The 20,739-nt window shown below is 72.0% G+C and carries 24 protein-coding genes; 17 read left to right on the forward strand and 7 right to left on the reverse strand.

Features of this window, described 5'->3' with window-relative positions:
* Positions 1-37: 37 nt before the first annotated feature.
* Complete coding sequence (locus tag LV457_RS16325; RefSeq protein ID WP_232172630.1) at positions 38-535, reverse strand: amino-acid N-acetyltransferase; 498 nt, start codon at positions 533-535, stop codon at positions 38-40.
* A gap of 116 nt (positions 536-651) precedes the next feature.
* Between LV457_RS16325 and pgsA the strand changes: the two genes are divergently transcribed.
* The 5 genes from pgsA (at position 652) to LV457_RS16350 (ending at position 3,821) form a co-directional block, all read left to right on the forward strand.
* Complete coding sequence (gene pgsA, locus LV457_RS16330) at positions 652-1,209, forward strand: CDP-diacylglycerol--glycerol-3-phosphate 3-phosphatidyltransferase (RefSeq protein ID WP_308192211.1); 558 nt, start codon at positions 652-654, stop codon at positions 1,207-1,209.
* Complete coding sequence (locus tag LV457_RS16335; RefSeq protein ID WP_232172403.1) at positions 1,187-1,675, forward strand: CinA family protein; 489 nt, start codon at positions 1,187-1,189, stop codon at positions 1,673-1,675. Before pgsA ends, LV457_RS16335 begins: the two co-directional genes overlap by 23 nt.
* Positions 1,676-1,761: 86 nt before the next feature.
* On the forward strand, positions 1,762-2,088 hold the full coding sequence (gene clgR / locus LV457_RS16340) for a transcriptional regulator ClgR (protein WP_232172404.1): 327 nt from the start codon (positions 1,762-1,764) through the stop codon (positions 2,086-2,088).
* A 101-nt stretch (positions 2,089-2,189) separates the two neighbouring features.
* Positions 2,190-2,999: a phage shock protein PspA gene (gene pspA, locus LV457_RS16345; protein ID WP_232172405.1), complete on the forward strand. Its 810-nt coding sequence runs from the start codon at positions 2,190-2,192 to the stop codon at positions 2,997-2,999.
* 15 nt (positions 3,000-3,014) lie between these two features.
* Positions 3,015-3,821 carry a hypothetical protein gene (locus LV457_RS16350; protein WP_232172406.1) on the forward strand — a complete coding sequence of 269 codons (807 nt, stop codon included), beginning with the start codon at positions 3,015-3,017 and terminating at the stop codon, positions 3,819-3,821.
* On the opposite strand, the gene LV457_RS16355 is transcribed toward LV457_RS16350, so the two are convergent.
* Positions 3,818-4,267: a limonene-1,2-epoxide hydrolase family protein gene (locus LV457_RS16355; RefSeq protein ID WP_232172407.1), complete on the reverse strand. Its 450-nt coding sequence runs from the start codon at positions 4,265-4,267 to the stop codon at positions 3,818-3,820. The two genes, LV457_RS16350 and LV457_RS16355, sit on opposite strands and share 4 nt — an antisense overlap.
* 43 nt (positions 4,268-4,310) lie before the next feature.
* On the opposite strand from LV457_RS16355, the gene LV457_RS16360 reads away from it, so the two are divergent.
* From LV457_RS16360 to recX, 4 genes are all read left to right on the forward strand, one after another.
* Entirely contained in the window at positions 4,311-5,474 is a 1,164-nt protein-coding gene (locus tag LV457_RS16360; protein ID WP_232172408.1) for a glycosyltransferase, read from the forward strand.
* A gap of 9 nt (positions 5,475-5,483) precedes the next feature.
* Positions 5,484-5,678, forward strand: a complete 195-nt coding sequence (locus LV457_RS16365; RefSeq protein WP_232172410.1) for a DUF3046 domain-containing protein — start codon at positions 5,484-5,486, stop codon at positions 5,676-5,678.
* Positions 5,679-5,830: 152 nt separating this feature from the next.
* Positions 5,831-6,871 carry a recombinase RecA gene (gene recA / locus LV457_RS16370; protein WP_232172412.1) on the forward strand — a complete coding sequence of 347 codons (1,041 nt, stop codon included), beginning with the start codon at positions 5,831-5,833 and terminating at the stop codon, positions 6,869-6,871.
* Positions 6,840-7,361, forward strand: a complete 522-nt coding sequence (recX, locus tag LV457_RS16375; RefSeq protein ID WP_232172414.1) for a recombination regulator RecX — start codon at positions 6,840-6,842, stop codon at positions 7,359-7,361. The genes recA and recX overlap by 32 nt, the downstream gene beginning before the upstream one ends.
* 17 nt (positions 7,362-7,378) lie before the next feature.
* Here recX and LV457_RS16380 read toward each other — a convergent pair whose 3' ends face one another.
* The 4 genes from LV457_RS16380 to LV457_RS16395 are packed head-to-tail and all read right to left on the reverse strand — an operon-like array spanning position 7,379 to position 10,573.
* Positions 7,379-8,251 carry an amino acid ABC transporter permease gene (locus tag LV457_RS16380; RefSeq protein WP_232172416.1) on the reverse strand — a complete coding sequence of 291 codons (873 nt, stop codon included), beginning with the start codon at positions 8,249-8,251 and terminating at the stop codon, positions 7,379-7,381.
* Positions 8,248-8,937: an amino acid ABC transporter permease gene (locus LV457_RS16385; RefSeq protein ID WP_308192212.1), complete on the reverse strand. Its 690-nt coding sequence runs from the start codon at positions 8,935-8,937 to the stop codon at positions 8,248-8,250. Before LV457_RS16385 ends, LV457_RS16380 begins: the two co-directional genes overlap by 4 nt.
* Before the next feature lie 18 nt (positions 8,938-8,955).
* The gene (locus tag LV457_RS16390; protein ID WP_232172417.1) at positions 8,956-9,759 is read right to left on the reverse strand and encodes a glutamate ABC transporter substrate-binding protein; all 804 of its coding nucleotides are present in this window, start codon (positions 9,757-9,759) and stop codon (positions 8,956-8,958) included.
* Between the two features lie 25 nt (positions 9,760-9,784).
* Positions 9,785-10,573 (reverse strand): amino acid ABC transporter ATP-binding protein, encoded by a 789-nt coding sequence (locus LV457_RS16395; protein WP_305071252.1) that lies wholly within the window; start codon positions 10,571-10,573, stop codon positions 9,785-9,787.
* A 70-nt stretch (positions 10,574-10,643) separates the two neighbouring features.
* On the opposite strand from LV457_RS16395, the gene miaB reads away from it, so the two are divergent.
* A complete protein-coding gene (gene miaB, locus LV457_RS16400) occupies positions 10,644-12,170 on the forward strand; it encodes a tRNA (N6-isopentenyl adenosine(37)-C2)-methylthiotransferase MiaB (protein WP_374198875.1) in 1,527 nt (508 codons plus the stop codon).
* The gene (locus LV457_RS16405) at positions 12,167-12,757 is read left to right on the forward strand and encodes a hypothetical protein (protein WP_232172419.1); all 591 of its coding nucleotides are present in this window, start codon (positions 12,167-12,169) and stop codon (positions 12,755-12,757) included. The genes miaB and LV457_RS16405 overlap by 4 nt, the downstream gene beginning before the upstream one ends.
* Here the strand turns inward: LV457_RS16405 and LV457_RS16410 are convergent, their stop codons facing one another.
* Positions 12,758-14,110, reverse strand: coding sequence for a DUF349 domain-containing protein (locus tag LV457_RS16410; protein ID WP_232172421.1), 1,353 nt, complete (start codon positions 14,108-14,110; stop codon positions 12,758-12,760).
* Positions 14,111-14,310: 200 nt separating this feature from the next.
* On the opposite strand from LV457_RS16410, the gene LV457_RS16415 reads away from it, so the two are divergent.
* From LV457_RS16415 to LV457_RS16440, 6 genes are all read left to right on the forward strand, one after another.
* Positions 14,311-15,201, forward strand: a complete 891-nt coding sequence (locus LV457_RS16415) for a DMT family transporter (RefSeq protein WP_232172423.1) — start codon at positions 14,311-14,313, stop codon at positions 15,199-15,201.
* 10 nt (positions 15,202-15,211) lie between these two features.
* The gene (locus LV457_RS16420) at positions 15,212-15,928 is read left to right on the forward strand and encodes a hypothetical protein (RefSeq protein ID WP_232172425.1); all 717 of its coding nucleotides are present in this window, start codon (positions 15,212-15,214) and stop codon (positions 15,926-15,928) included.
* Positions 15,928-16,833, forward strand: coding sequence for a tRNA (adenosine(37)-N6)-dimethylallyltransferase MiaA (miaA, locus tag LV457_RS16425; protein WP_232172641.1), 906 nt, complete (start codon positions 15,928-15,930; stop codon positions 16,831-16,833). The genes LV457_RS16420 and miaA overlap by 1 nt, the downstream gene beginning before the upstream one ends.
* Positions 16,834-16,837: 4 nt before the next feature.
* Positions 16,838-17,710 (forward strand): diaminopimelate epimerase, encoded by an 873-nt coding sequence (gene dapF / locus LV457_RS16430; RefSeq protein WP_232172427.1) that lies wholly within the window; start codon positions 16,838-16,840, stop codon positions 17,708-17,710.
* Between the two features lie 45 nt (positions 17,711-17,755).
* On the forward strand, positions 17,756-19,171 hold the full coding sequence (gene hflX, locus LV457_RS16435; RefSeq protein ID WP_232172429.1) for a GTPase HflX: 1,416 nt from the start codon (positions 17,756-17,758) through the stop codon (positions 19,169-19,171).
* 233 nt (positions 19,172-19,404) lie between these two features.
* Complete coding sequence (locus LV457_RS16440) at positions 19,405-20,736, forward strand: DEAD/DEAH box helicase (protein ID WP_232172431.1); 1,332 nt, start codon at positions 19,405-19,407, stop codon at positions 20,734-20,736.
* Positions 20,737-20,739 lie beyond the last annotated feature (3 nt).

The raw sequence follows: 20,739 nt of genomic DNA on the forward strand, positions 1-20,739 counted from the left end.
CGGTGCGCGCCGTCGCCGGTGGCGGGCGGCTCCGATGTCACAGCGTGAGCAGCATCCGGGTGTTGCCCAAGATGTTCGGCTTCACGTAGCTGAGGTCGAGGAACTCGGCGACGCCGGTGTCGTAGGAGCGGCACATCTCCTCGTAGACCTCCGCGGTGACCGGCGTGCCCTCGATCTCGGTGAAGCCGTGGCGGCCGAAGAACTCCGTCTCGAAGGTCAGCACGAACACCCGCTTGAGCTCCAGCTCCCGCGCGACGTCTAGCAGCCGGTCGACGATCGCGTGACCGACGCCCTGGCCGCGGACCTTGGGGTGCACCGCGACCGTGCGCACTTCACCGAGGTCCGACCACATCACGTGCAGCGCACCGCAGCCGATCACCTCGCCGTCCGACTCCGCCACCCAGAACTCCTGGACCGCCTCGTAGAGCGTCACGAGGTTCTTCTCCAGCAGGATGCGCCCCGAGTACAGGTCGACCAGCGCCTTGATCGCCGGGACGTCGGACGTGCGCGCCCGCCGGATGGTCGGCCGGGCGATCGGTGACGAGGGGCCTGCACTCACACCAGGACAGTAGCGAGCAGCGCAACCGATATCCTGATGCGCGTGACTGGGCACAGCGCGCGCGGCCGGCTCCGCCGTTGACGACGTCCGGTGTGCGTGTCCTCAACGTCGCCAACCTGCTGACCGGCCTGCGGCTCGCCCTCGTTCCGGTCTTCCTAGTCCTGCTGTTCGCCGCCGACGGTGCCGACGTGCGGTGGCGCACAGCGGCGTTCGCGGTGTTCGCGGTCGCCGTGGTGACCGACCGGCTCGACGGCGCGCTGGCGCGCAGCTACGGCATGGTCACCGAGTTCGGGAAGCTGGCCGACCCCATCGCCGACAAGCTGCTCATCGGCGCGGCGCTCTTCGGTCTCTCCCTCATCGGCGAGCTGCCGTGGTGGGTGACCCTGCTCATCGTGGCCCGCGAGGTCGCCGTCACCTTGCTGCGGTTCGCGGTGCTGCGGCACGGCGTCATCCCCGCCAGCCGGGGCGGCAAGGTGAAGACGTTGGTGCAGTCCGTCGCAATCGGGCTGTTCATCCTGCCGGTCAGCGGCGGGTGGCTCTACACGGCGTGGGTGGTGATGGCGGTGGCCATCGTGCTGACGGTGGTGACCGGCGTCGACTACGTCGTCCAGGCGGTCCGGGACAACCGTGCACGACCCACTGCTCACTGACGACGCGCGGCGCGTCGTCGCCGACCTGACCGTCCGCCGCCACAGTGTCGCCACCGCCGAATCGCTGACCGCCGGCCTTCTCGCCGCCATGCTCGCCGGCGTGCCGGGAGCGAGCGCCGTACTGCGCGGGGGACTGGTCACCTACACCGAGGCGACGAAGATCGCGCTGGCCGGGGTGGCGCCCCAACTGCTCGCCGACGTCGGACCCGTCGCGGCGCCCACCGCCCGCGCGATGGCCGTCGGTGCGCAACAGCGTTGCGACGCCACCTGGGGCGTCGGGCTCACCGGCGTGGCAGGTCCCGAGCCGCACGGCGGCCACCCCGTCGGCACCGTGTTCGTGGGAATCGCCGGGCCGGACGGCGTCGACGTCATGGAGTTCCACCTCGACGGCGGGCGCTGGGACATCCGCCGGCAGGCCGCGCAACGCGCACTGGTTGAGCTGCGCGCGCGCATCGAAACAGCGTGACGGTGGTCGCGCGCGTGTGCGGGAACCATTGACCCGCTCGCCGGCGTTGAACAGGATGACCACCAGGGCTATCCGAGGGGACGATCATGGCGCCATTGCTGCGAGAGGTCATCGGCGACGTGCTGCGCGGCGCCCGCACCGAACAGGGCCGCACCCTGCGCGAGGTCTCCGATTCCGCTCGCGTCAGCCTCGGCTATCTGTCCGAGGTCGAGCGCGGTCGCAAGGAGGCGTCCAGTGAGCTGCTCACCGCGATCTGCGGTGCGCTCGACGTGCCGCTGTCGCGGGTGCTCACCGACGCCGGCGAGCGGCTCGCCCGCCAGGAGCGCGCAGCAGCGCCCGCCCGCGGCACCGCCACCATCGACGTCTCCACCAAGGTCGTCATCCCGCCGGTGGGCGCGCTGGCAGTGGCCTGAGGCCCGGCTCTACGGATAGATTGGTCGGCACGCTGGCCGCGTGCGTGCCCACGGCCCCACGGCAGCCGAGCAGACCACGACCCTTCGAAGGCGGAGCACTCATGGCTAACCCGTTCGTCAAGGCCTGGAAGTACCTTTCGGCGCTGTTCTCGTCGAAGATCGATGAGTACGCCGATCCCAAGGTGCAGATTCAGCAGGCCATCGAGGATGCGCAGCGCCAGCACCAGGCCCTGACGCAGCAGGCCGCTCAGGTCATCGGCAATCAGCGGCAGCTGGAGATGAAGCTGAACCGTCAACTCGCCGACATCGAGAAGCTGCAGGCCAACGTCCGCCAGGCACTGACGCTCGCAGACCAGGCCACCGCGGCCGGGGATGCCGCGAAAGCCACCGACTACACCAACGCCGCGGAGGCGTTCGCCGCGCAGCTCGTCACCGCAGAGCAGAGCGTCGAGGACCTGAAGGCGTTGCACGACCAGGCGCTCGGCGCCGCGGCGCAGGCCAAGAAGGCCGTCGAGCAGAACGCGATGGTGCTGCAGCAGAAGCTCGCCGAGCGCACCAAGCTGCTCAGCCAGCTGGAGCAGGCCAAGATGCAGGAGCAGGTCAGCGCGTCATTGCGGTCGATGAGCGAGGTCGCGGCGCCCGGCACCACCCCGAACCTCGACGAGGTGAGGGAGAAGATCGAGCGGCGCTACGCCAACGCGCTGGGGTCGGCGGAGCTGGCGCAGAACTCGGTGCAGGGCCGCATGCTGGAGGTGCAGCAGGCCAGCGTGCAGATGGCCGGCCACAGCCGACTGGAGCAGATCCGCGCGTCGATGCGCGGCGAGTCGCTGCCCGCCGGAGGCAGCGCCGCAGCCGGTGCGCCCGCCACGCCGGCGGCCAACCCGGCGCCGCAGAACCCGTTGCAGCAGTAGAGGAGTGGCGTCGCCATGGCCGTGAGGGCGTCCCAGCAGTGGCGGTCGCTGCTGCAGCGTGGTCTCGACACCGCCAGTGAGGTCACCGACGTCGTGTCGCGACGGCTGGCGGCGTTGGCCGATCCGCGCGCCCGGCTGCTGCGCAAACGCCGCTGGGCGCGGCGGCTGGGCCTGTTCTTCGGCGCGGCGACCGTGGGGTGGCTGCTGGTGACGGCGCTGCTCGCGTCGTGGAACACCCCGCCCTGGACGTTGGCCATCACCGGGTCGATCGCGGCGGCCGCGGCTTTTCCGGCCACCCTGTTCCTGCTCCGCTACCGCTGGCTGCGCCGTGAGCCGCTGCCCTCGCCCCGACCGGGAGCGGGCCGGGCCATGCCGCCGCCGTATTCCGCCGCGCGTCCTGCCATGGTGGCGCTGTCGTCGGCCGAACGCGGCCTGTTCTCGATGCTGGGGGTGCTGGAGCGCAGCCGCCTGCTGCCCGCCGACGAGCTGCGGGACTTGACCGATGTGGCCCGCCAGTCCGCGGCGACCATCACCGCGACCGCCACCGAGGTGGTCGCGATGGAGCGCGCCGCGTCGCTCCACCCGCGGTCGCAGCTGCACCTGGCGCCCACCATCGACGCGTTCGTGGCCCAGCTCGACCGCGGCATGGCGCAGTACAACGAGATGGTGGGCGCGGTGGCGCAGCTGGTGTCGTCGGTGAACGCCGGCGCCGGTTCGCCGATCGCCCGGCAGCGATATCGCCACGAGTTGGCGGATGCCACGGACCGCATGCTGGGCTGGGCGCAGGCCTACGACGAGCTGCGCACCCTGCGCCGCGCTTAGAGCTGCGGTCGCAGCGCCGGAACCACGGCGCCCGCCAGCCCGCGCACCACCGCTTTGGTGAAGTTCAGGCTGTCGAAGTAGTCGCGCCACAGCGTGATCCGGCCGTGGTGCACCTCGAACACCCCGCAGACCCAGAACTGCACCCGCACCGGACCGGCGATCAGCACGTCGGTGCGCTCGTTGAGCACGGTGGCGCCGTCGGCGGCCGAGCGGTGGATGACCACGTCGAAGCCACCGCGGCCCTCCATCTTGCGGAACAGCGACATCGCGCGGCGGCGGCCGTGGATGGTGGGCAGACCGACGTTCTCGTAGACCAGGTCGTCGTCGAGCAGCGCATCGGCGGCGTCGAAGTCGGTGTCGCGCAGCGCGAACAGGAACCGTTGCACGATGGCGACGTTGTCCGTGCCGGCGGCGGTGGTGGCCGGGGTGGTGGTGGGCTCGCTCATGCCTTCCCAGCCTAGGGGCAGCGCCCTGTGCGAGGGTAGATCCGTGCGGGCGGCAGTCGTGGCGGGACCGGATCCCGGGCACGCCTTCCCCGCGCTGGCGCTGTGCCGCAAGCTGCGCGACGCCGGCGACGACCCCGTCCTGCTGACCGGTGTCGAGTGGCTCGACACCGCGCGGTCGGCCGGTGTGGAGGCCGTCGAACTGGTCGGGCTCGACCCCACCGGCGATGACGACGACGCCGACGCCGGCGCGAAGATCCACCGCCGCGCCGGCCGGATGGCGCACCTCAACGAGCCGGTGCTGCGCGGGCTGGCACCTGATCTGATCGTCTCCGACGTCATCACCGCCTGCGGCGGGCTGGCGGCCGAACTGCTCGACATCCCGTGGGTCGAGCTCAACCCGCATCCGCTGTACCGGCCGTCGCGCGGGCTCCCGCCGATCGGCAGTGGGCTCGCGCCGGGGGTCGGGGTGCGCGGCCGGCTGCGGGACGGCCTGATGCGCGCGCTGACCGCCCGGTCGTGGCACGAAGGGCTGCGCCAGCGCGCCGCCGTGCGGGTGGAGATCGGGCTGCCGGCGGCAGACCCCGGTCCGCGGCGCCGGCTCATCGCGACGCTGCCCGCGCTTGAGGTCCCGCGGCCCGACTGGCCCGCCGAGGCGGTCGTCGTCGGTCCGCTGCACTTCGAGCCCACCGCCGACGTGCTGACCGTGCCGCCCGGCGACGGCCCGCTGGTGGTGGTGGCTCCGTCGACCGCCGCTACCGGAACGGCCGGGCTCGCCGAACTCGCGCTGCAGCACCTGGTACCCGGGTCGACGCTGCCGGCCGGCGCGCGGATTGCGGTATCGCGGCTGGGCGGCGACGACCTCGACGTCCCGCCGTGGGCGGTGGTCGGGCTGGGCCGCCAGGACACGCTGCTGGCCGAAGCCGACGTCGTGGTCGGCGGCGGAGGTCACGGGCTGGTGTCCAAGGCGCTCCTGGCCGGGGTGCCGCTGGTGGTGGTGCCCGGCGGCGGCGACCAGTGGGAGATCGCCAACCGGGTGGTGCGGCAGGGGAGCGCACGGCTGGTGCGGCCGTTGGCGGCCGACTCGCTCACCGCGGCGGTGGCCGAGGTACTGGCCTCGCCCGCATACCGGGCGGCGGCCCGGCGGGCGGGTGCCGGCATCACCGAGGTGGCCGATCCGGTACGGGTGTGCCACGACGCGCTGGCGTAGGTTGGCCCCGTGCGGCTGACGGAATTCCACGAACTCGTCGACAGCCAGTTCGGCGCGATCCGCGGCCGCTCACTGCTCGTGGACCACGTGCTGACGAGCCTGGGCGGCCGCACCCCGGCCCAAGCCATCGAGGCCGGCGTCGATCCTCGCGACGTGTGGCGGGCGCTGTGCGCCGACTTCGACGTGCCCCGCGATCAGTGGTGAATCCGTAGCGCCGCGGCGCGCCTCCTTGCCCTCGAACACACGTTCGTTATCGTGGTGATCGTTCGACCCCGTCGACTTGTCGGTGCCCTGATCTAGCGTCGCGGACAACCGACCGAGAACCGGTCACAACGACTACCGGAAGAGGTACCACCATGGCGCAGCAAGCCCCCGATCGCGAGAAGGCCCTCGAGCTGGCGCTCGCGCAGATCGAGAAGAGCCACGGCAAAGGCTCGGTGATGCGCCTCGGTGACGAGGTCCGGGCGCCGATCTCGGTGATCCCCACCGGGTCCATCGCGCTCGACGTGGCGCTGGGTATCGGCGGGCTGCCCCGCGGCCGGGTCATCGAGATCTACGGCCCGGAATCCTCGGGTAAGACCACCGTCGCGCTGCACGCGGTGGCCAACGCCCAGGCCGCCGGCGGTATTGCCGCCTTCATCGACGCCGAGCACGCGCTCGACCCGGACTACGCCAAGAAACTGGGCGTCGACACCGACGCGCTGCTCGTCAGCCAGCCCGACACCGGCGAGCAGGCCCTCGAGATCGCCGACATGCTGATCCGTTCCGGCGCGCTGGACATCCTGGTGATCGACTCGGTCGCGGCGCTGGTGCCGCGCGCCGAGATCGAGGGCGAGATGGGCGACAGCCACGTCGGCCTGCAGGCCCGCCTGATGAGCCAGGCGCTGCGTAAGATCACCGGTGCGCTCAGCAACTCCGGCACCACCGCCATCTTCATCAACCAGCTCCGCGAGAAGATCGGCGTGATGTTCGGAAGTCCCGAAACCACCACGGGCGGAAAGGCGTTGAAGTTCTACGCCTCGGTCCGCATGGACGTGCGACGCATCGAGACGCTGAAGGACGGCACCGACGCAGTCGGCAACCGCACCCGCGTCAAGATCGTCAAGAACAAGGTGTCGCCGCCGTTCAAGCAGGCCGAGTTCGACATCCTCTACGGCCGCGGCATCAGCCGAGAGGGTTCGCTGATCGACATGGGCGTCGAGCACGGCTTCATCCGCAAGTCGGGGTCGTGGTTCACCTACGACGGCGAGCAGCTCGGACAGGGCAAGGAGAACGCCCGCAAATTCATGCTGGAGAACACCGACGTCGCGAACGAGATCGAGAAGAAGATCAAGGAGAAGCTCGGCATTGGCGCCGTGGTGACCGATGACGTCCTGCCCGCCCCCGTCGACTTCTGACGACGCCAAGCGCGAGGAGCAGGCGCGGAACGTCTGTCTGCGCCTGCTCACCGCGCGAGCGAGGACCCGATCCGAGCTCGAAGAGCAGTTGGCCAAGCGGGGTTATGCGAACGAGGTGACCCGGCGGGTGCTCGATCGGCTGGCCGACGTCGGGCTTATCGACGACGCGGCGTTCGCCGAGCAGTGGGTGAGGTCGCGACGGCAGAACTCCGGCAAGGGCAAGCGGGCGCTGGTCGCCGAGCTGAAGAACAAGGGCGTCGACGACGAGGTGATCTCTGCGGTCATCGAGGACGTCGACCCGGCGGCGTGGCGCAGCCGGGCCGAGGAACTGGTGGCGGCCCGGCTGCGGCGGGAAAACCTCGACGGCGACGCGCTCAAGGTGATGCGCCGGCTGGTCGGGATGCTGGTGCGACGCGGCTACCACCCTTCGATGGCGCACGATGTGGTCCGCACCGCGCTCGACCTGGAGCTGGAGCGGCGCCGCACCTGAGCCGGGACGCCGGCGCGTCACGCGGCCGGGGTGTCGATCTGCACTCCACGCGGCGCCACCGGCGCGGCGGCCGACCGTGGGGAGCGGCGCAGCCGGCGCTCGAGCCAGCCGGCCAGCCACGACAGCGCGAAGTTCAGCGCGATCATCAGCACCGCGACCACGACGAGCGCGACGAACAGGTTGCGGTAGGCGGTGCCGACGTTCTGGCCTTGGCGGACCAGCTCGAGGAAATTGATCTGGTAGCCGATCGCGGTGTCCTTCAGCACCACGACGAGCTGCGAGACGAGCGCCGGAAGCATGGCGGTCAACGCCTGGGGGAGCAGGATCAGGCGCATGGTCTGCGACCACCGCAGCCCCAGCGCTGCGGCTGCTTCCGCTTGCCCCCGGGGCAGGGAGGCGACGCCGGCCCGGACGATCTCGGCGATCACCGCGGAGTTGTAGAGCGTCAGCCCGGTGATTACCCCGGCAAGCGGCAGCTGCGACGACGGGAACGCGTCGAGCTGGGCGTAGAGGTAGTAGGTGAAGATCATCATCACCAGCACCGGGACGGCGCGGAAGAACTCGACCACCGTCCCGGCCAGCCAGCGCAGCGGCGCCGACGCCGACATGCGGCCGACGGCCAGCAGCAGGCCCAGCGCCATCGCGAAGACGATCGACACCACCGCCGCGGTCAGCGTGCCCTGAATGCCTGGCAGCAGATAGGTCTCCCACAGCTCGGGCGTCAGGAACGGCTGCCACTTCGCCGCCTCGAACTGGCCCTTGTCCGCCAGCTTGACCGCCACCAGCAAGCCGACGCCCACCAGCACCACCAGCGTGAGCACCGACAGCGCCCGGTTGCGCCGGATAGCGCGGGGCCCGGGCGCGTCGAACAACACCGTCGAGTGGCTCATCGCGCCACCGCCAGTCGTCGGCCGAGGTGGGTGAACAGCAGCCCCAGCGGCAGTGTCAGCACGATGAAACCGAAGGCGATGATGCCGCTGATCGCAAACAGCGCCGCCTCGTTCTCGATCAGCTTCTTCATGAGCGCCGCGGCTTCGGCGACGCCGATCGCCGAGGCGATGGTGGTGTTCTTCGTCAACGCGATCAGCACCGAGCCCAGCGGCGCCACCACCGCCCGAAACGCCTGCGGCAGCAGCACATACCGCAGGTTCTGGCCGAACGTCAGCCCGATTGCGCGGGCGGCTTCGGCCTGGCCGAGCGGCACGGTGTTGATGCCCGCGCGCACCGACTCACACACGAAAGCGGCGGTGTACACCGTCAATCCGAGCACCGCGAGCCGAAAGTTGTTGTCGACCACCATCGTCGGCGAACCCCGCTCGGCCAGGGCCAGCCCGAGCGTCTGGTAGAGGCCCAACGAACAAAACACGATGATCAGCGTCAGCGGCGTGTTGCGCACCACGTTGACGTAGCTCGTACCGATCAGCCGCAGCACCGGGACCGGCGACACCCGCATGGCGGCCAACGCCGTACCCAGGACCAGGGCGCCGAGTCCGGCGGACACCGTCAGCTCGACGGTCACCCCGAACGCGGCGAGAATCTCGTCGCGGTATTCGCCGACGATCCGCGAGATCTCCACGCGTCGAGTGCTATCAGCTCAGGAGCGCTGCACCTGCGGCGGGGCGGGCATCGCGTAGCCCGACTTGCCGAGGTTCTTCTGGAACGCCTGCTGCCACGCGCCGGAGTCGATCATCTTCTGGATCGCGTCGTTGATCTTGCCGCGCAGCTCGCTGTCGTCCTTGGCCAGGCCGATCCCGTAGTTCTCCACCGAGAACGGCTGGCCGGGAATCTTGAACTGGCCCGGACTCTGCTCGGCGTAGCCCGCGAGGATCACCGCGTCGGTGGTGAGCGCGTCGACCGCCTTGTTGCGCAGCGCCTCGATGCAGGCCGAGTAGGTGTCGTACTCCTGCAGCTGCACGTTCGGGTACTTCTTCTTGATGTTCTGCGCCGGCGTCGAATTGTTCACCGAGCAGAGCACCTTGTTGTTGTTCAGCGACTCCGGGCCGGTGATCGAATTGTCGTCGGCCCGGACCAGCAACGCCTGGCCGGTGGTGAAGTAGGGCCCCGCGAAGGACACCTTCTTCTCCCGCTCCGGGGTGATCGAGTAGGTGGCCACGATGTAGTCGACCTGACCCGTCTCGATCAGGTTCTCGCGCTGCGGGCTCGGCGCCTCTTTCCACTCGATCTTGTCCGGCGAGTAGCCCAACTGCTCGGCGACGTAGGTGGCGACGTCGACGTCGAACCCGGACATGCCCTGCGGTGTCTTCATGCCCAGGCCCGGCTGGTCGAACTTGGTCCCGATCGTGATGGTGTTCTGATCGTCCCCGCTGCCACAGGCGGCAAGCGGCAGCACCGCGGCGACCGCGGCGACCAGGGCGAGGCGTAACCGCTTCGACGACATCAGTGAACTCCCTCGTGGTGCGGCATCAGTGGTTGAGGATCTTGCCGAGAAAATCGCGGGCCCGCTCCGATTGCGGTGAGGCGAAGAAGGTTTCGGGATCGGCGGCCTCGACGATCGCGCCCTCGTCCATGAAGACGACCCGGTTGGCGGCGCGGCGGGCGAACCCCATCTCGTGGGTGACCACGAGCATCGTCATCCCGTCCGCGGCGAGCTGTGCCATGACGTTGAGCACCTCGCTGATCATCTCCGGATCCAGCGCGCTGGTCGGTTCGTCGAACAGCATCACCTTGGGGTTCATCGCCAGCGCCCGCGCGATCGCTGCCCGCTGCTGCTGCCCGCCCGACAGCGCCGCCGGGTACTTGTCGGCCTGGTTGGCAATGCCGACGCGCTCGAGCAGCGCCATGCCCTCGCGCCGGGCCCGCTCGCGGTCCAGCTTGCGCACCTTGACCGGTCCGAGGGTGACGTTGTCGATGATCGTCTTGTGCGAGAACAGGTTGAACGACTGGAAGACCATCCCGACGTCCGACCGCAGCCTCGCCAGCGCCCGCCCCTCCGCCGGCAGCGGGACGCCGTCGACGGCGATGGATCCGGAGTCGATGGGCTCCAGCCGGTTGATGGTGCGGCACAGGGTCGACTTCCCCGACCCGGACGGTCCGAGCACCACCACCACTTCGCCGCGCGCGACGTCGAGGTCGATGTCGCGCAACACGTGCAGCGCGCCGAAGTGTTTGTTGACGCCCCGCATCGACACCATCGGGGTGCCGGCGGCGGGCGGCCGGTCGGAAGCGTCGGTCGGCGACTCGGCGCTGATCATGAGGCCTGACCCTACCGAGGCCCGGCCGATCCAGCGCGGGTTTCTCCGCGTGCAGCGCGCTGAGCTAGCCTTGAGTGTGTCTTCGAGTGCCCCTGAGCAGGCCGTCTTGCGGCCCACGGTGCGGCGGCGCAGCTACGAGGTGCGCACCTACGGCTGCCAGATGAACGTCCACGACTCCGAGCGGCTCGCCGGCCTGCTGGAGGCAGCCGGCTACGAACGCGCAGTCGACGGATCCCAGGCCGACGTCGTGGTGTTCAACACCTGCGCGGTCCGCGAGAACGCCGACAACAAGCTCTACGGCAACCTGAGCCATCTGGTGCCCCGCAAGCAACGCAACCCCGACATGCAGATCGCCGTCGGCGGCTGCCTGGCGCAGAAGGACCGCCGCGCGGTGCTCGATCGCGCGCCGTGGGTGGATGTGGTGTTCGGCACCCACAACATCGGATCGCTGCCCGCCCTGCTCGACCGCGCGCGGCACAACCGGATGGCGCAGGTCGAGATCGCCGAAACGCTGCAGGAGTTCCCGTCGGCGCTGCCGGCGACGCGGGAGTCGGCGTACGCCGCATGGGTGTCGATCTCGGTGGGCTGCAACAACACCTGCACGTTCTGCATCGTCCCCTCGCTGCGGGGCCGAGAGCTCGACCGCCGGCCGGGCGACATCCTCGCGGAGGTGCAGTCGCTGGTGGACCAGGGCGTGCTCGAGGTGACGCTGCTGGGCCAGAACGTCAACGCCTACGGCGTGTCGTTCGCCGACCGGGACGAGCCACGCGACCGCGGGGCGTTCGCGTCGTTGTTGCGCGCGTGCGGACGCATCGACGGTCTGGAGCGGGTGCGGTTCACCTCACCGCATCCCGCCGAGTTCACCGACGACGTCATCGAGGCGATGGCCGACACGCCGAACGTCTGCCCGGCCCTGCACATGCCGCTGCAGTCGGGATCGGACCGCGTCCTGCGGGCGATGCGCCGGTCCTACCGCGCCGAGCGGTATCTGGGGATCATCGAGCGGGTGCGGGCGGCGATGCCGCACGCGGCGATCACCACCGACCTCATCGTCGGCTTCCCCGGCGAGACCGAGGCGGACTTCCAGGCCACGCTGGACGTGGTGGCGCAGGCCCGGTTCGCCGGCGCGTTCACCTTCCAGTACTCCAAGCGCCCCGGCACCCCGGCCGCCGAATACCCCGACCAGATCCCGAAGTCCGTCGTACAGGAACGCTACGACCGGCTGATCGCCCTGCAGGAGGACATCGCGTTGCACGAGAACCGTACGCAGGTCGGCCGGACCGTCGAGCTGCTGGTGGCGGCCGGCGAGGGCCGCAAGGACATCCGCACCGCCCGCATGACCGGCCGCGCCCGCGACGGCCGGCTGGTGCACTTCCAGCCCGGCGACGCCGAGATCCGCCCGGGCGATGTGGTGACCACCGTCGTGACGGCCGCGGCCCCGCACCACCTCGTGGCGGACGGGCCGCTGCTCACCCACCGCCGCACCCGCGCCGGCGACGCCCATGCCGGCGGGCAGCGACCGGTCACCGTGGGGCTCGGGCTGCCGTCGGTAGGACGTCCCGCGGCCGCCCCAACCGCGGCGGGGTGCCCACGATGAGCGCCGACGACAGCGGCTTCGAGGCCTACAAGGACGATCTGGACGCCGTCGAGCGCCGGGTGGCCGGCGAGATCAACCCCGGTGGCCGTGCCGTCGTCGTCGCGGTGCTGGTGTTCGTGCTGCTGGTGTCGTTCGTGCTGCCGCACACCGGCGGTGCCCGCGGCTTCGACGCGCTGCTGGGCTCGGCGGCCGCGCAGGAGGCCGCCGTGACGCTGCCGTCGCGGGTGTTCACCTGGCTGGCACTCGTATTCGGCGTCGGCTTCTCGATGCTGGCGTTGCTGACCCGCCGCTGGACGCTGGCGTGGGTCGCCCTCGCCGGATCGGCGGTCGCCAGCGTGATCGGCATGCTCGCGGTGTGGTCGCGGCAGACGGCGGGCGCGGGCAACCCCGGCCCGGCGTTCGGGCTGATCATCGCCTGGATCGCGGTGATCCTGCTGACGTTCCACTGGGCGCGGGTGGTGTGGTCGCGCACCGCGGTGCAGCTGGCCGCCGAGCAGGAGCGCCGGCGGCTCGCCGCCGAGCAGGAGGCGACGACCCTGCTCGACGGGCTGCGGGAGCCCGATCCCCGCCGCGACGACGACTCCTAGCTACCGGCGGCGGTTCAGCGTCCGAGCAGCGGCGTCGGCCCACTCACGCCACTGCTTCGCGCTGGCCTGCGCGGCTTCGGCGTCCTTGGTGCGGCCCGCGGCCGCGGCCTTGGCGGCCTGCTTCTCGAATTGCTCGGCGCGGGCCCGGAACTGTTCGGCGCGCGCCTGCGCCTCCGGATCGCCGCGATCGGGTTCGGCCGCGTCGCGGATGCGCTTCTCGACGGCCTTCAGCCGCTTCTCGAGGTCGGCGGCGCGCTCCCGCGGCACCCGGCCGATGGCCTCCCACTTGTCGACGAGCGTGCGCAGCGCGGCGCGGGCGGCGTCCCGGTCGGACACCGCGACCTTCTCGGCTTGGGCCAACAGCGCCTCCTTGGCCTGCGCGTTCGCCACCAGTTCGGCGTCGCGGGTGGCGGTCGCGGCGTTGCGCGCCTCGAAGAACACGTCCTGAGCGGCCTTGAACCGGCGCCACAGCGCGTCGTCGGTGTCCTTGGCGGCGCGCCCGGCGGCCTTCCACTCCACCAGCAGCTGACGGAACGCCGCCGCGGTGTTCGCCCAGTCGGTGGACGACGAGAGGGCCTCGGCGCGCTCGCAGAGCTTCTCCTTGGCCGCCTTGGCGCCGGCCCGCTCGCGGTCGAGCTCGGCGAAGTGCGCGCCGCGGCGGCGGTTGAACGTCTCGCGGGCCGCCGAATACCGCTTCCACAGCGCGTCGTCGGTCTTGCGGTCGAGCCCGGTGATGGTCTTCCACTCGTCGAGGATCTGGCGCATCCGGTCGCCCGCGGCTTTCCACTGCCCGGTGGTCTGCGCGAGCGCCTCCGCTTCGACGGCCAGCGCCTCCTTGCGGGCGAGCAGCGCTGCCCGCTCCGCTTCCCGACGGGCCCGCTGCGCCTGCGCGGTCTCCTGCGCGTGCTCCTGGATCGCGTCGAGCCGGGCGGTCAGGGCGTCGACGTCGCCGAGGACCGCTGCCGTGGGCAGGGATTCGGCGAGCGCGGCCGCCGCTGCGCGGATCTTTCGGGCATCGCCGCTGCCCGAGGCCAGCCGCGCTTCCAGCAGGGCGATCTCGGTGCTCAGATCGTCATACCGGCGACCGAAGTGCGCGAACGCCGCCTCCGCATCACCGGCCTGCCACGAGCCGATGCTCCGTTCGCCCGCGGAGGTGATCAGCCAGACCGTGCCGTCGGGATCGACCCGGCCGAACCGGTGCGGGTCGCCGCTGGGCGCGGCGACGCCGACGACCGCGGCGGGCCGGGTCGGTCTGGGCACCGGGCGGGCGCCGGGGCGGGGCGCCGGCTTCGGGGTACCGCCGGTCGCCGGCGTGTCCTGCACGTCCTGCGCGCCCGGATCGGTCTCAGCCATGTCCCCACACCTCCGCACGGTCGACCCGCACCTCTGCCGCGCGTCGCGGCGCCCTGCGCACCAGCGGAAACCGGCTGGTCTCCGCACGCACCGCTATTGAAACAAATCGCCGACCGGGACGCCCGTGCGTTGCCGGGCGCGCTTGCGCCCGCCGGGCGCACTGGGCAGGCTGTAGCCCCCGGGGCGCGGTGGAGGTGCGGATGGCCAGGGCGGAGATCGCGGTCGTGCTGGCGCTGGCGGCGGCGCTGTGCCTGGCGATCGGCGACGTCACGCAGCAGCGGTCGGCGCACGAGGTCACCGACGAGCCGGTGGGCAACACCCGGCTGCTGCTGTCGCTCTTGCGCGATGTGCGGTGGTGGCTCGGCGGTGCGGTGGCCGCGCTCGGGTTCGGCCTGCAGGCCGCCGCGCTGGGGTTCGGCTCGGTGCTGCTGGTCCAGGCGCTGCTCGTCACCGCGCTGCTCTTCGCGCTGCCCATCAACGCCCGCATCACCGGCCGCCGCGTCACTCGCCGCCAGTGGTGCTGGGCGGTGGCGCTGGCCGCCGCGGTCGCGGTCGTCGTCACCGTCGGCAACCCCACCGAGGGCACCGCGCGCGGCTCGTGGCAGGACTGGTCGGCGGTGATCGCGGTGCTCGCGCCGGTGCTCTTGGCCTGCGTCGTCGGCGCCCGGCTGCGGCCCGGCCCGGCGGCCGCGGTGCTGCTCGGCGTGGTGTCCGGCGCGCTGTGGGGGGTGTTCGCGGTGCTGATGAAGGGCGTCGTCGACCGGCTCGCCGACGGGCTGGTCGCGCTGCTCACCACGCCGGAGCTGTACGCCTGGGCGCTGGTGGCGGTCGCCGCGACGGCCTGGCAGCAGTCGTCGTTCCGCGCCGGCGCGCTGACCGCGTCGCTGCCCACCATGACGGTCACCGAGCCGGTGGTCGGATCGGTGCTCGGCGTCGTCGTCCTCGGCGAGGCGTTGCGGCCCGACGGTGCCGGCTGGATCGCCCTCGTCGTCGCCGTCACCGTCACGGTCGTGGCGACCATGGCGCTGGCGCGCAGCGAGGCGTCGGACACCCCGGCCCGCGCAGCCGGTGCGGCGCCCGTCGCTCGCTAGCGTGATGGCCGTGCTCGTCGCCGTCGCCCTCGTGCCGTCCGCACCCGTGCTCGTGCCCGAACTCGCCGGCGCCGCGGCCACCGAGACCGTCGAGGTGCGGGCGGCGATCGCCGACGCGGTGGCGGCGCTGCCCGGCCGGTGGGTCGCCGTCGGCGTCGATGCCCGCGCCGGCTACGTCGCCCCGTCGGCGGTCGGGACGTTCGCGGGGTACGGGGTCGACCGCGTGGTGCGGTTGTCGCCGCAGGCCGACAGGCCCGCGGTGTTGCCCCTCGCGGCGCTCATCACCGGCTGGATCCGCGGCACCGCCGCACCGCGGGCCGCCGCCGAGGTGCTGCTCTATCCCGCCGAGCTGAGCGCCGACGACGCCGCCGCCGAGGGCCGCGCGCTGCGGTCCGCGCTGGACGACGCCGACGAGGAGGTTGGCTTGCTGGTGGTCGCCGACGGGCTGCGCACCCTCACGCCGCCCGCACCCGGCGGCTTCGACCCCGACAGCGTGGCCGTGCAGCAGCGGGTCGACGACGCGCTGGCCGCGGGGGACGGCGCCGCGCTGCGCGACCTGCCCGACGCGGTCACCGGCCGGGTCGCCTACCAGGTGTTGGCCGGCGCCGTCGAACACCCCGCCGCGGCGGTCGAGCGCTATCGCGGCGCCCCGTTCGGCGTCGGCTACTTCGTCGGCGCCTGGCGTCCGGCGGGCAGGAGCGAAGCGACCGGGGGATCGACCGAGTGATCCGTCCGGTGGCGATCGTCGGGCCCACCGGCACCGGCAAGTCGGACCTCGGGCTGGCGCTCGCCGAACGGCTCGGCGGCGAGATCGTCAACGCCGACGCGATGCAGCAGTACCGCGGCATGGACATCGGCACCGCCAAACTCCCGGTCGAACAGCGCCGCGGGATCCCGCACCACCAGCTCGACGTCCTCGACGTCACCGAGACCGCCACCGTCGCCCGCTACCAGGCCGCGGCGGCCGCCGACGTCGAGGCGATCACCGCGCGCGGCGTCGTGCCGGTGATCGTCGGCGGCTCGATGCTCTACCTGCAGTCGCTGCTCGACGACTGGCGGTTCCCCGCGACCGACGCGGGCGTCCGCGCCCGCTACGAAGCGCGGCTCGCGGACATCGGCGTGGCCGCGCTGCACGCCGAGCTGGCCACCGTCGATCCGGCCGCGGCGGCCGGCATCCTGCCGTCCGACGGCAGGCGCGTGGTGCGCGCGCTGGAGGTGGTCGAGCTCACCGGCAAGCCGTTCGCCGCGTCGGCCCCGTCGATCGGGGCGCCGCGGTGGGACACCGTCATCGTCGGGCTCGACTGGCCCACCGAACTGCTCGACGCGCGCCTGCGACAGCGCACCGACGCGATGTTCGCGGCCGGGCTCGTCGACGAGGTGCGACGGCTCGTCGCGGTGGGCTTGCGGGAGGGCGCCACCGCAGCGCGGGCGCTCGGATACGCGCAGGTGCTGGCCGATCTCGACGCCGGCGGCGACGGCTCGGGCGCCCGCGAACCGACGTTCGTCGGCACCCGCCGCTACGTCCGCCGGCAGCGGTCCTGGTTCCGCCGCGACCACCGCATCCACTGGCTCGACGGGGCCCGGAGCGGGCACGTGGACACCGTGTGGCGGCTGCTGCGCGCCGTAGTCTGACGGGATGGAATTCGCCAAGGGGCACGGCACGGAGAACGACTTCGTGCTCCTGTGCGACGTCGACGCGACCGTCGACCTGCGCCCCGGCGCCGTGGCCGCGCTCTGCGACCGCCGCCGCGGGCTCGGTGCCGACGGTGTGCTGCGGGTGACGACGGCCGCGGCCGCGCTGCGCGCCGGGGTGTTCGACGAGCTCCCCGACGGCGTCGACCTCGGCGACTGGTTCATGGACTACCGCAACGCCGACGGCTCGCCGGCGCAGATGTGCGGCAACGGCGTGCGGGTGTTCGCCCACTACCTGCGCGCCCGCGGGCTGGAGGACCGCGACCGGTTCGTGGTGGGCTCGCCGGCAGGTCCGCGGCCGGTGCAGCTGCACGCCGCCGACGGCGTCACCGCCGACGTGACGGTTGACATGGGCAAGCCCACCCTGCTGCGCCCGGGGACGGCGACGGTCGGTGGGCGGGAGGTCCGCGGGGTGGGCGTCGACGTCGGCAACCCGCACCTGGCGTGCGTGGTTCCCGACCTGACCGCCGCAGACCTCGCCGCGCTCGACGTCGCGGCACCCGTGGCGTACGACGCCGCCCAGTTCCCGGCGGGCGTCAACGTCGAGGTGCTCACCGCGCCCGCCAACGGCGCGGTCGCCATGCGGGTCCACGAACGCGGCGTGGGGGAGACCCGTTCGTGCGGCACGGGCACCGTCGCGGCCGCCGTCGCGGCGCTGCGCCACCAGGGCGCCGACACCGGCTCGCTGCGCGTGCGCATCCCCGGCGGCGAGGTCACCGTCACCGTCACCGAAGCGACGAGCTTTCTGCGCGGGCCGTCGGTGCTGGTCGCGCGCGGCGAGCTCGCCGAGGAATGGTGGCGCACGCAGGGACGTTAAACGGGATGCATGAACACCGAGCTGCGTGCGAACCTGTATTCGCCTATGACATCGCCCGAATCTTTCCTCGACGACCTCCCCAGCACCGGCGACATGGCGCTGGAGGAACGGTCGGCCCTGCGTCGCGTCGCGGGACTGTCCACCGAACTCACCGACGTTTCCGAGGTCGAGTACCGCCAGCTGCGCCTCGAGCGCGTGGTGCTGGTCGGCGTGTGGACCGACGGCAGCGCCGCGGACGCCGCCAACAGCCTGGCCGAACTGGCCGCGCTGGCCGAGACGGCGGGTTCCGAGGTGCTCGACGGCCTCGTCCAGCGCCGCGACAAGCCGGATCCGTCGACCTACATCGGCTCCGGCAAGGCGCAGGAGCTGCGCGAGGTGGTGCTCGCCACCGGCGCCGACACCGTCATCTGCGACGGCGAACTGTCGCCGGCGCAGCTGAATGCGCTGGAGAAGGCCGTCAAGGTCAAGGTGATCGACCGCACCGCGCTGATCCTCGACATCTTCGCCCAGCACGCCACCAGCCGCGAAGGCAAGGCGCAGGTGTCGCTGGCCCAGATGGAGTACATGCTTCCCCGGCTGCGCGGCTGGGGCGAGTCGATGTCCCGACAGGCCGGTGGCCGCGCCGGTGGCGCCGGCGGCGGCGTCGGCACCCGCGGTCCCGGTGAGACCAAGATCGAAACCGACCGGCGGCGTATCCGCGAGCGGATGGCCAAGCTGCGGCGCGAGATCAAGGACATGAAGAAGATCCGCGACACCCAGCGCAGCCGCCGGGTGACGTCCGACGTGCCGTCGATCGCGATCGTCGGCTACACCAACGCCGGCAAGTCGAGTCTGCTCAACGCGCTCACCGACGCGGGCGTCCTGGTGGAGAACGCGTTGTTCGCCACCCTCGAACCGACCACGCGCCGTGGCGTTCTCGACGACGAGCGCCCGTTCGTGCTCACCGACACCGTCGGGTTCGTCCGGCACCTGCCGACCCAGCTCGTCGAGGCGTTCCGCTCGACGTTGGAGGAAGTGGTGCACGCCGACCTGCTGATCCATGTGGTCGACGGCTCCGACGCCGACCCGTTCGCACAGATCAGCGCCGTGCGGCAGGTTCTTGCCGACGTGGTCGCCGACTACCGCATCGAGCCGGCGCCAGAACTGTTGGTGGTCAACAAGATCGACGCTGCCGACGAGTCCGCGCTCGCCGCCCTGCGCCGCGCGCTGCCCGCTGCGGTGTTCGTCTCGGCGCAGACCGGTCAGGGACTCGACGACCTGCGGCGGTGCATGGCGCAGTCCCTGCCCCCCACCGATGCGGCCGTCGACGTCACCATCCCGTACGACCGCGGTGACCTGGTGGCGCGGCTGCACACCGAAGGCCGTATCGAGGCCACCGATCACACCGGTGACGGCACGCGCATCACCGCCCGGGTGCCGGTGGCGCTGGCCGCCGCGTTGCGCGACTACGCATCGTCATGACGGCCGTCACATGGTGCCCGGCACCCGTCGTCGGTTAGGCTGAGACAACCCCGCAGCCGGACCTACGGCAGCGGTACCGTCGCGGAACGCTTCCCGCCCTCGCAGGCCGGTACGTGCGCATCGCATGAGTCTTCTCGCGGCGATCGACATTGCCGACCGGCAATCTCGCCCATCAGCCGCGCATCCGGTGCTCGCCGCACGCGCGCGGCTACCGAGCCGAAAGGCCCTTTTCGTTGTCTGACGTTTCGTTCTCTGCCCTTGGTGTGCCCGCCGAACTGGTCGGTGTCCTCACCGGCGGCGGCATCATCGCACCGTTCCCCATCCAGGTCTCGACCCTGCCCGACAGCCTCGCCGGGCGCGACGTGCTCGGCCGCGGCAAGACCGGCAGCGGCAAGACCTTGGCGTTCTCGATTCCGCTCGTCGCGCGGCTGTCCCCGAAGGGCCGCCGCCGCAACCACCCGACCGGGCTGGTGCTGGCTCCGACCCGGGAGCTCGCCAGCCAGATCACCGCGACGCTGCAGCCGCTCGCCGCGGCGCGCGGCCTGACCGTCACCACGATCTTCGGCGGCGTCTCGCAGCACCGCCAGGTGACGGCGCTCAACGCCGGCGTCGACATCGTCGTCGCCTGCCCGGGCCGGCTCGAAGACCTGATGGGCCAGCGGCTCATCTCCCTCGACGACGTGGCGATCACCGTCCTCGACGAGGCCGACCACATGGCCGATCTCGGGTTCCTGCCGGGCGTCACCCGCATCCTGTCGGCCACCCCGGCCGGCGGGCAGCGGCTGCTGTTCTCCGCAACGCTCGACAACGGCGTCGACAAGCTCGTGCGCCGGTTCCTCACCGATCCGGTGTCGCATTCGGTCGACCCGGTCGACGAGGTGCCCGCCGTGATGACCCACCACGTGTTCCACCTGGCCGGCGCCGACGCGAAGAAGCAGGTGGTGCACCAGCTCGCGTCGGGCACCGGTCGCCGCATCCTGTTCATGCGCACCAAGCACCAGGCGCGCAAGCTGGCCCGCCAGCTCACCGAGTCCGGGGTGCCGTCGGTCGACCTGCACGGCAACCTCAGCCAGCCCGCCCGTGATCGCAACCTCGCCGCCTTCAGCTCGGGCGAGGCGCGGGTGCTGGTGGCGACCGACATCGCCGCCCGCGGCGTGCACGTCGACGAGGTGGAGCTCGTCGTGCACGTCGACCCGCCCGTCGAGCACAAGGCCTACCTGCACCGGTCCGGCCGCACCGCGCGCGCCGGCAGCGCCGGTGACGTGGTGACCCTCGTGCTTCCCGAGCAGCGCCGCGACACCCAGCTGCTGCTGCGCAAAGCGGGGATCACCGTGGCGCCGTCGACCGTCGGCGCCGACTCGCCGCAGGTGCAGGCGCTCGTCGGTGAGGTCGCCGCCTACCGGGCGCCCGCGCCGCAACCGGCCCCGCAGCAGCCGTCGGGCGCGCCGCGGCGGCGTCGGCCCGCGAAGCCGGCGGGCGCTGTCCGCCAGCACAGTGGTCAGCCGGCCGCGGGTCCCCAGGGCGGCGGCCGGCGCCGCGCCCGTCGGCCGCAGCCGACGCGCTGAGTC

The sequence above is a fragment of the Mycobacterium sp. MYCO198283 genome (genome assembly GCF_021213805.1).
GTDB lineage: Bacteria > Actinomycetota > Actinomycetes > Mycobacteriales > Mycobacteriaceae > Mycobacterium.

Coding starts and splice junctions, on each gene's coding strand:
- LV457_RS16405 (WP_232172419.1), top strand. CDS start 12,167: ATGAGCGCCGACGACAGCGGCTTCGAGGCCTACAAGGACGATCTGGAC.
- LV457_RS16355 (WP_232172407.1), bottom strand. CDS start 4,267: ATGAGCGAGCCCACCACCACCCCGGCCACCACCGCCGCCGGCACGGAC.
- LV457_RS16410 (WP_232172421.1), bottom strand. CDS start 14,110: ATGGCTGAGACCGATCCGGGCGCGCAGGACGTGCAGGACACGCCGGCG.
- LV457_RS16415 (WP_232172423.1), top strand. CDS start 14,311: ATGGCCAGGGCGGAGATCGCGGTCGTGCTGGCGCTGGCGGCGGCGCTG.
- clgR (WP_232172404.1), top strand. CDS start 1,762: ATGGCGCCATTGCTGCGAGAGGTCATCGGCGACGTGCTGCGCGGCGCC.
- LV457_RS16350 (WP_232172406.1), top strand. CDS start 3,015: ATGGCCGTGAGGGCGTCCCAGCAGTGGCGGTCGCTGCTGCAGCGTGGT.
- LV457_RS16380 (WP_232172416.1), bottom strand. CDS start 8,251: ATGAGCCACTCGACGGTGTTGTTCGACGCGCCCGGGCCCCGCGCTATC.
- LV457_RS16395 (WP_305071252.1), bottom strand. CDS start 10,573: ATGATCAGCGCCGAGTCGCCGACCGACGCTTCCGACCGGCCGCCCGCC.
- recA (WP_232172412.1), top strand. CDS start 5,831: ATGGCGCAGCAAGCCCCCGATCGCGAGAAGGCCCTCGAGCTGGCGCTC.
- LV457_RS16390 (WP_232172417.1), bottom strand. CDS start 9,759: ATGTCGTCGAAGCGGTTACGCCTCGCCCTGGTCGCCGCGGTCGCCGCG.
- recX (WP_232172414.1), top strand. CDS start 6,840: ATGACGTCCTGCCCGCCCCCGTCGACTTCTGACGACGCCAAGCGCGAG.
- dapF (WP_232172427.1), top strand. CDS start 16,838: ATGGAATTCGCCAAGGGGCACGGCACGGAGAACGACTTCGTGCTCCTG.
- pspA (WP_232172405.1), top strand. CDS start 2,190: ATGGCTAACCCGTTCGTCAAGGCCTGGAAGTACCTTTCGGCGCTGTTC.
- hflX (WP_232172429.1), top strand. CDS start 17,756: ATGACATCGCCCGAATCTTTCCTCGACGACCTCCCCAGCACCGGCGAC.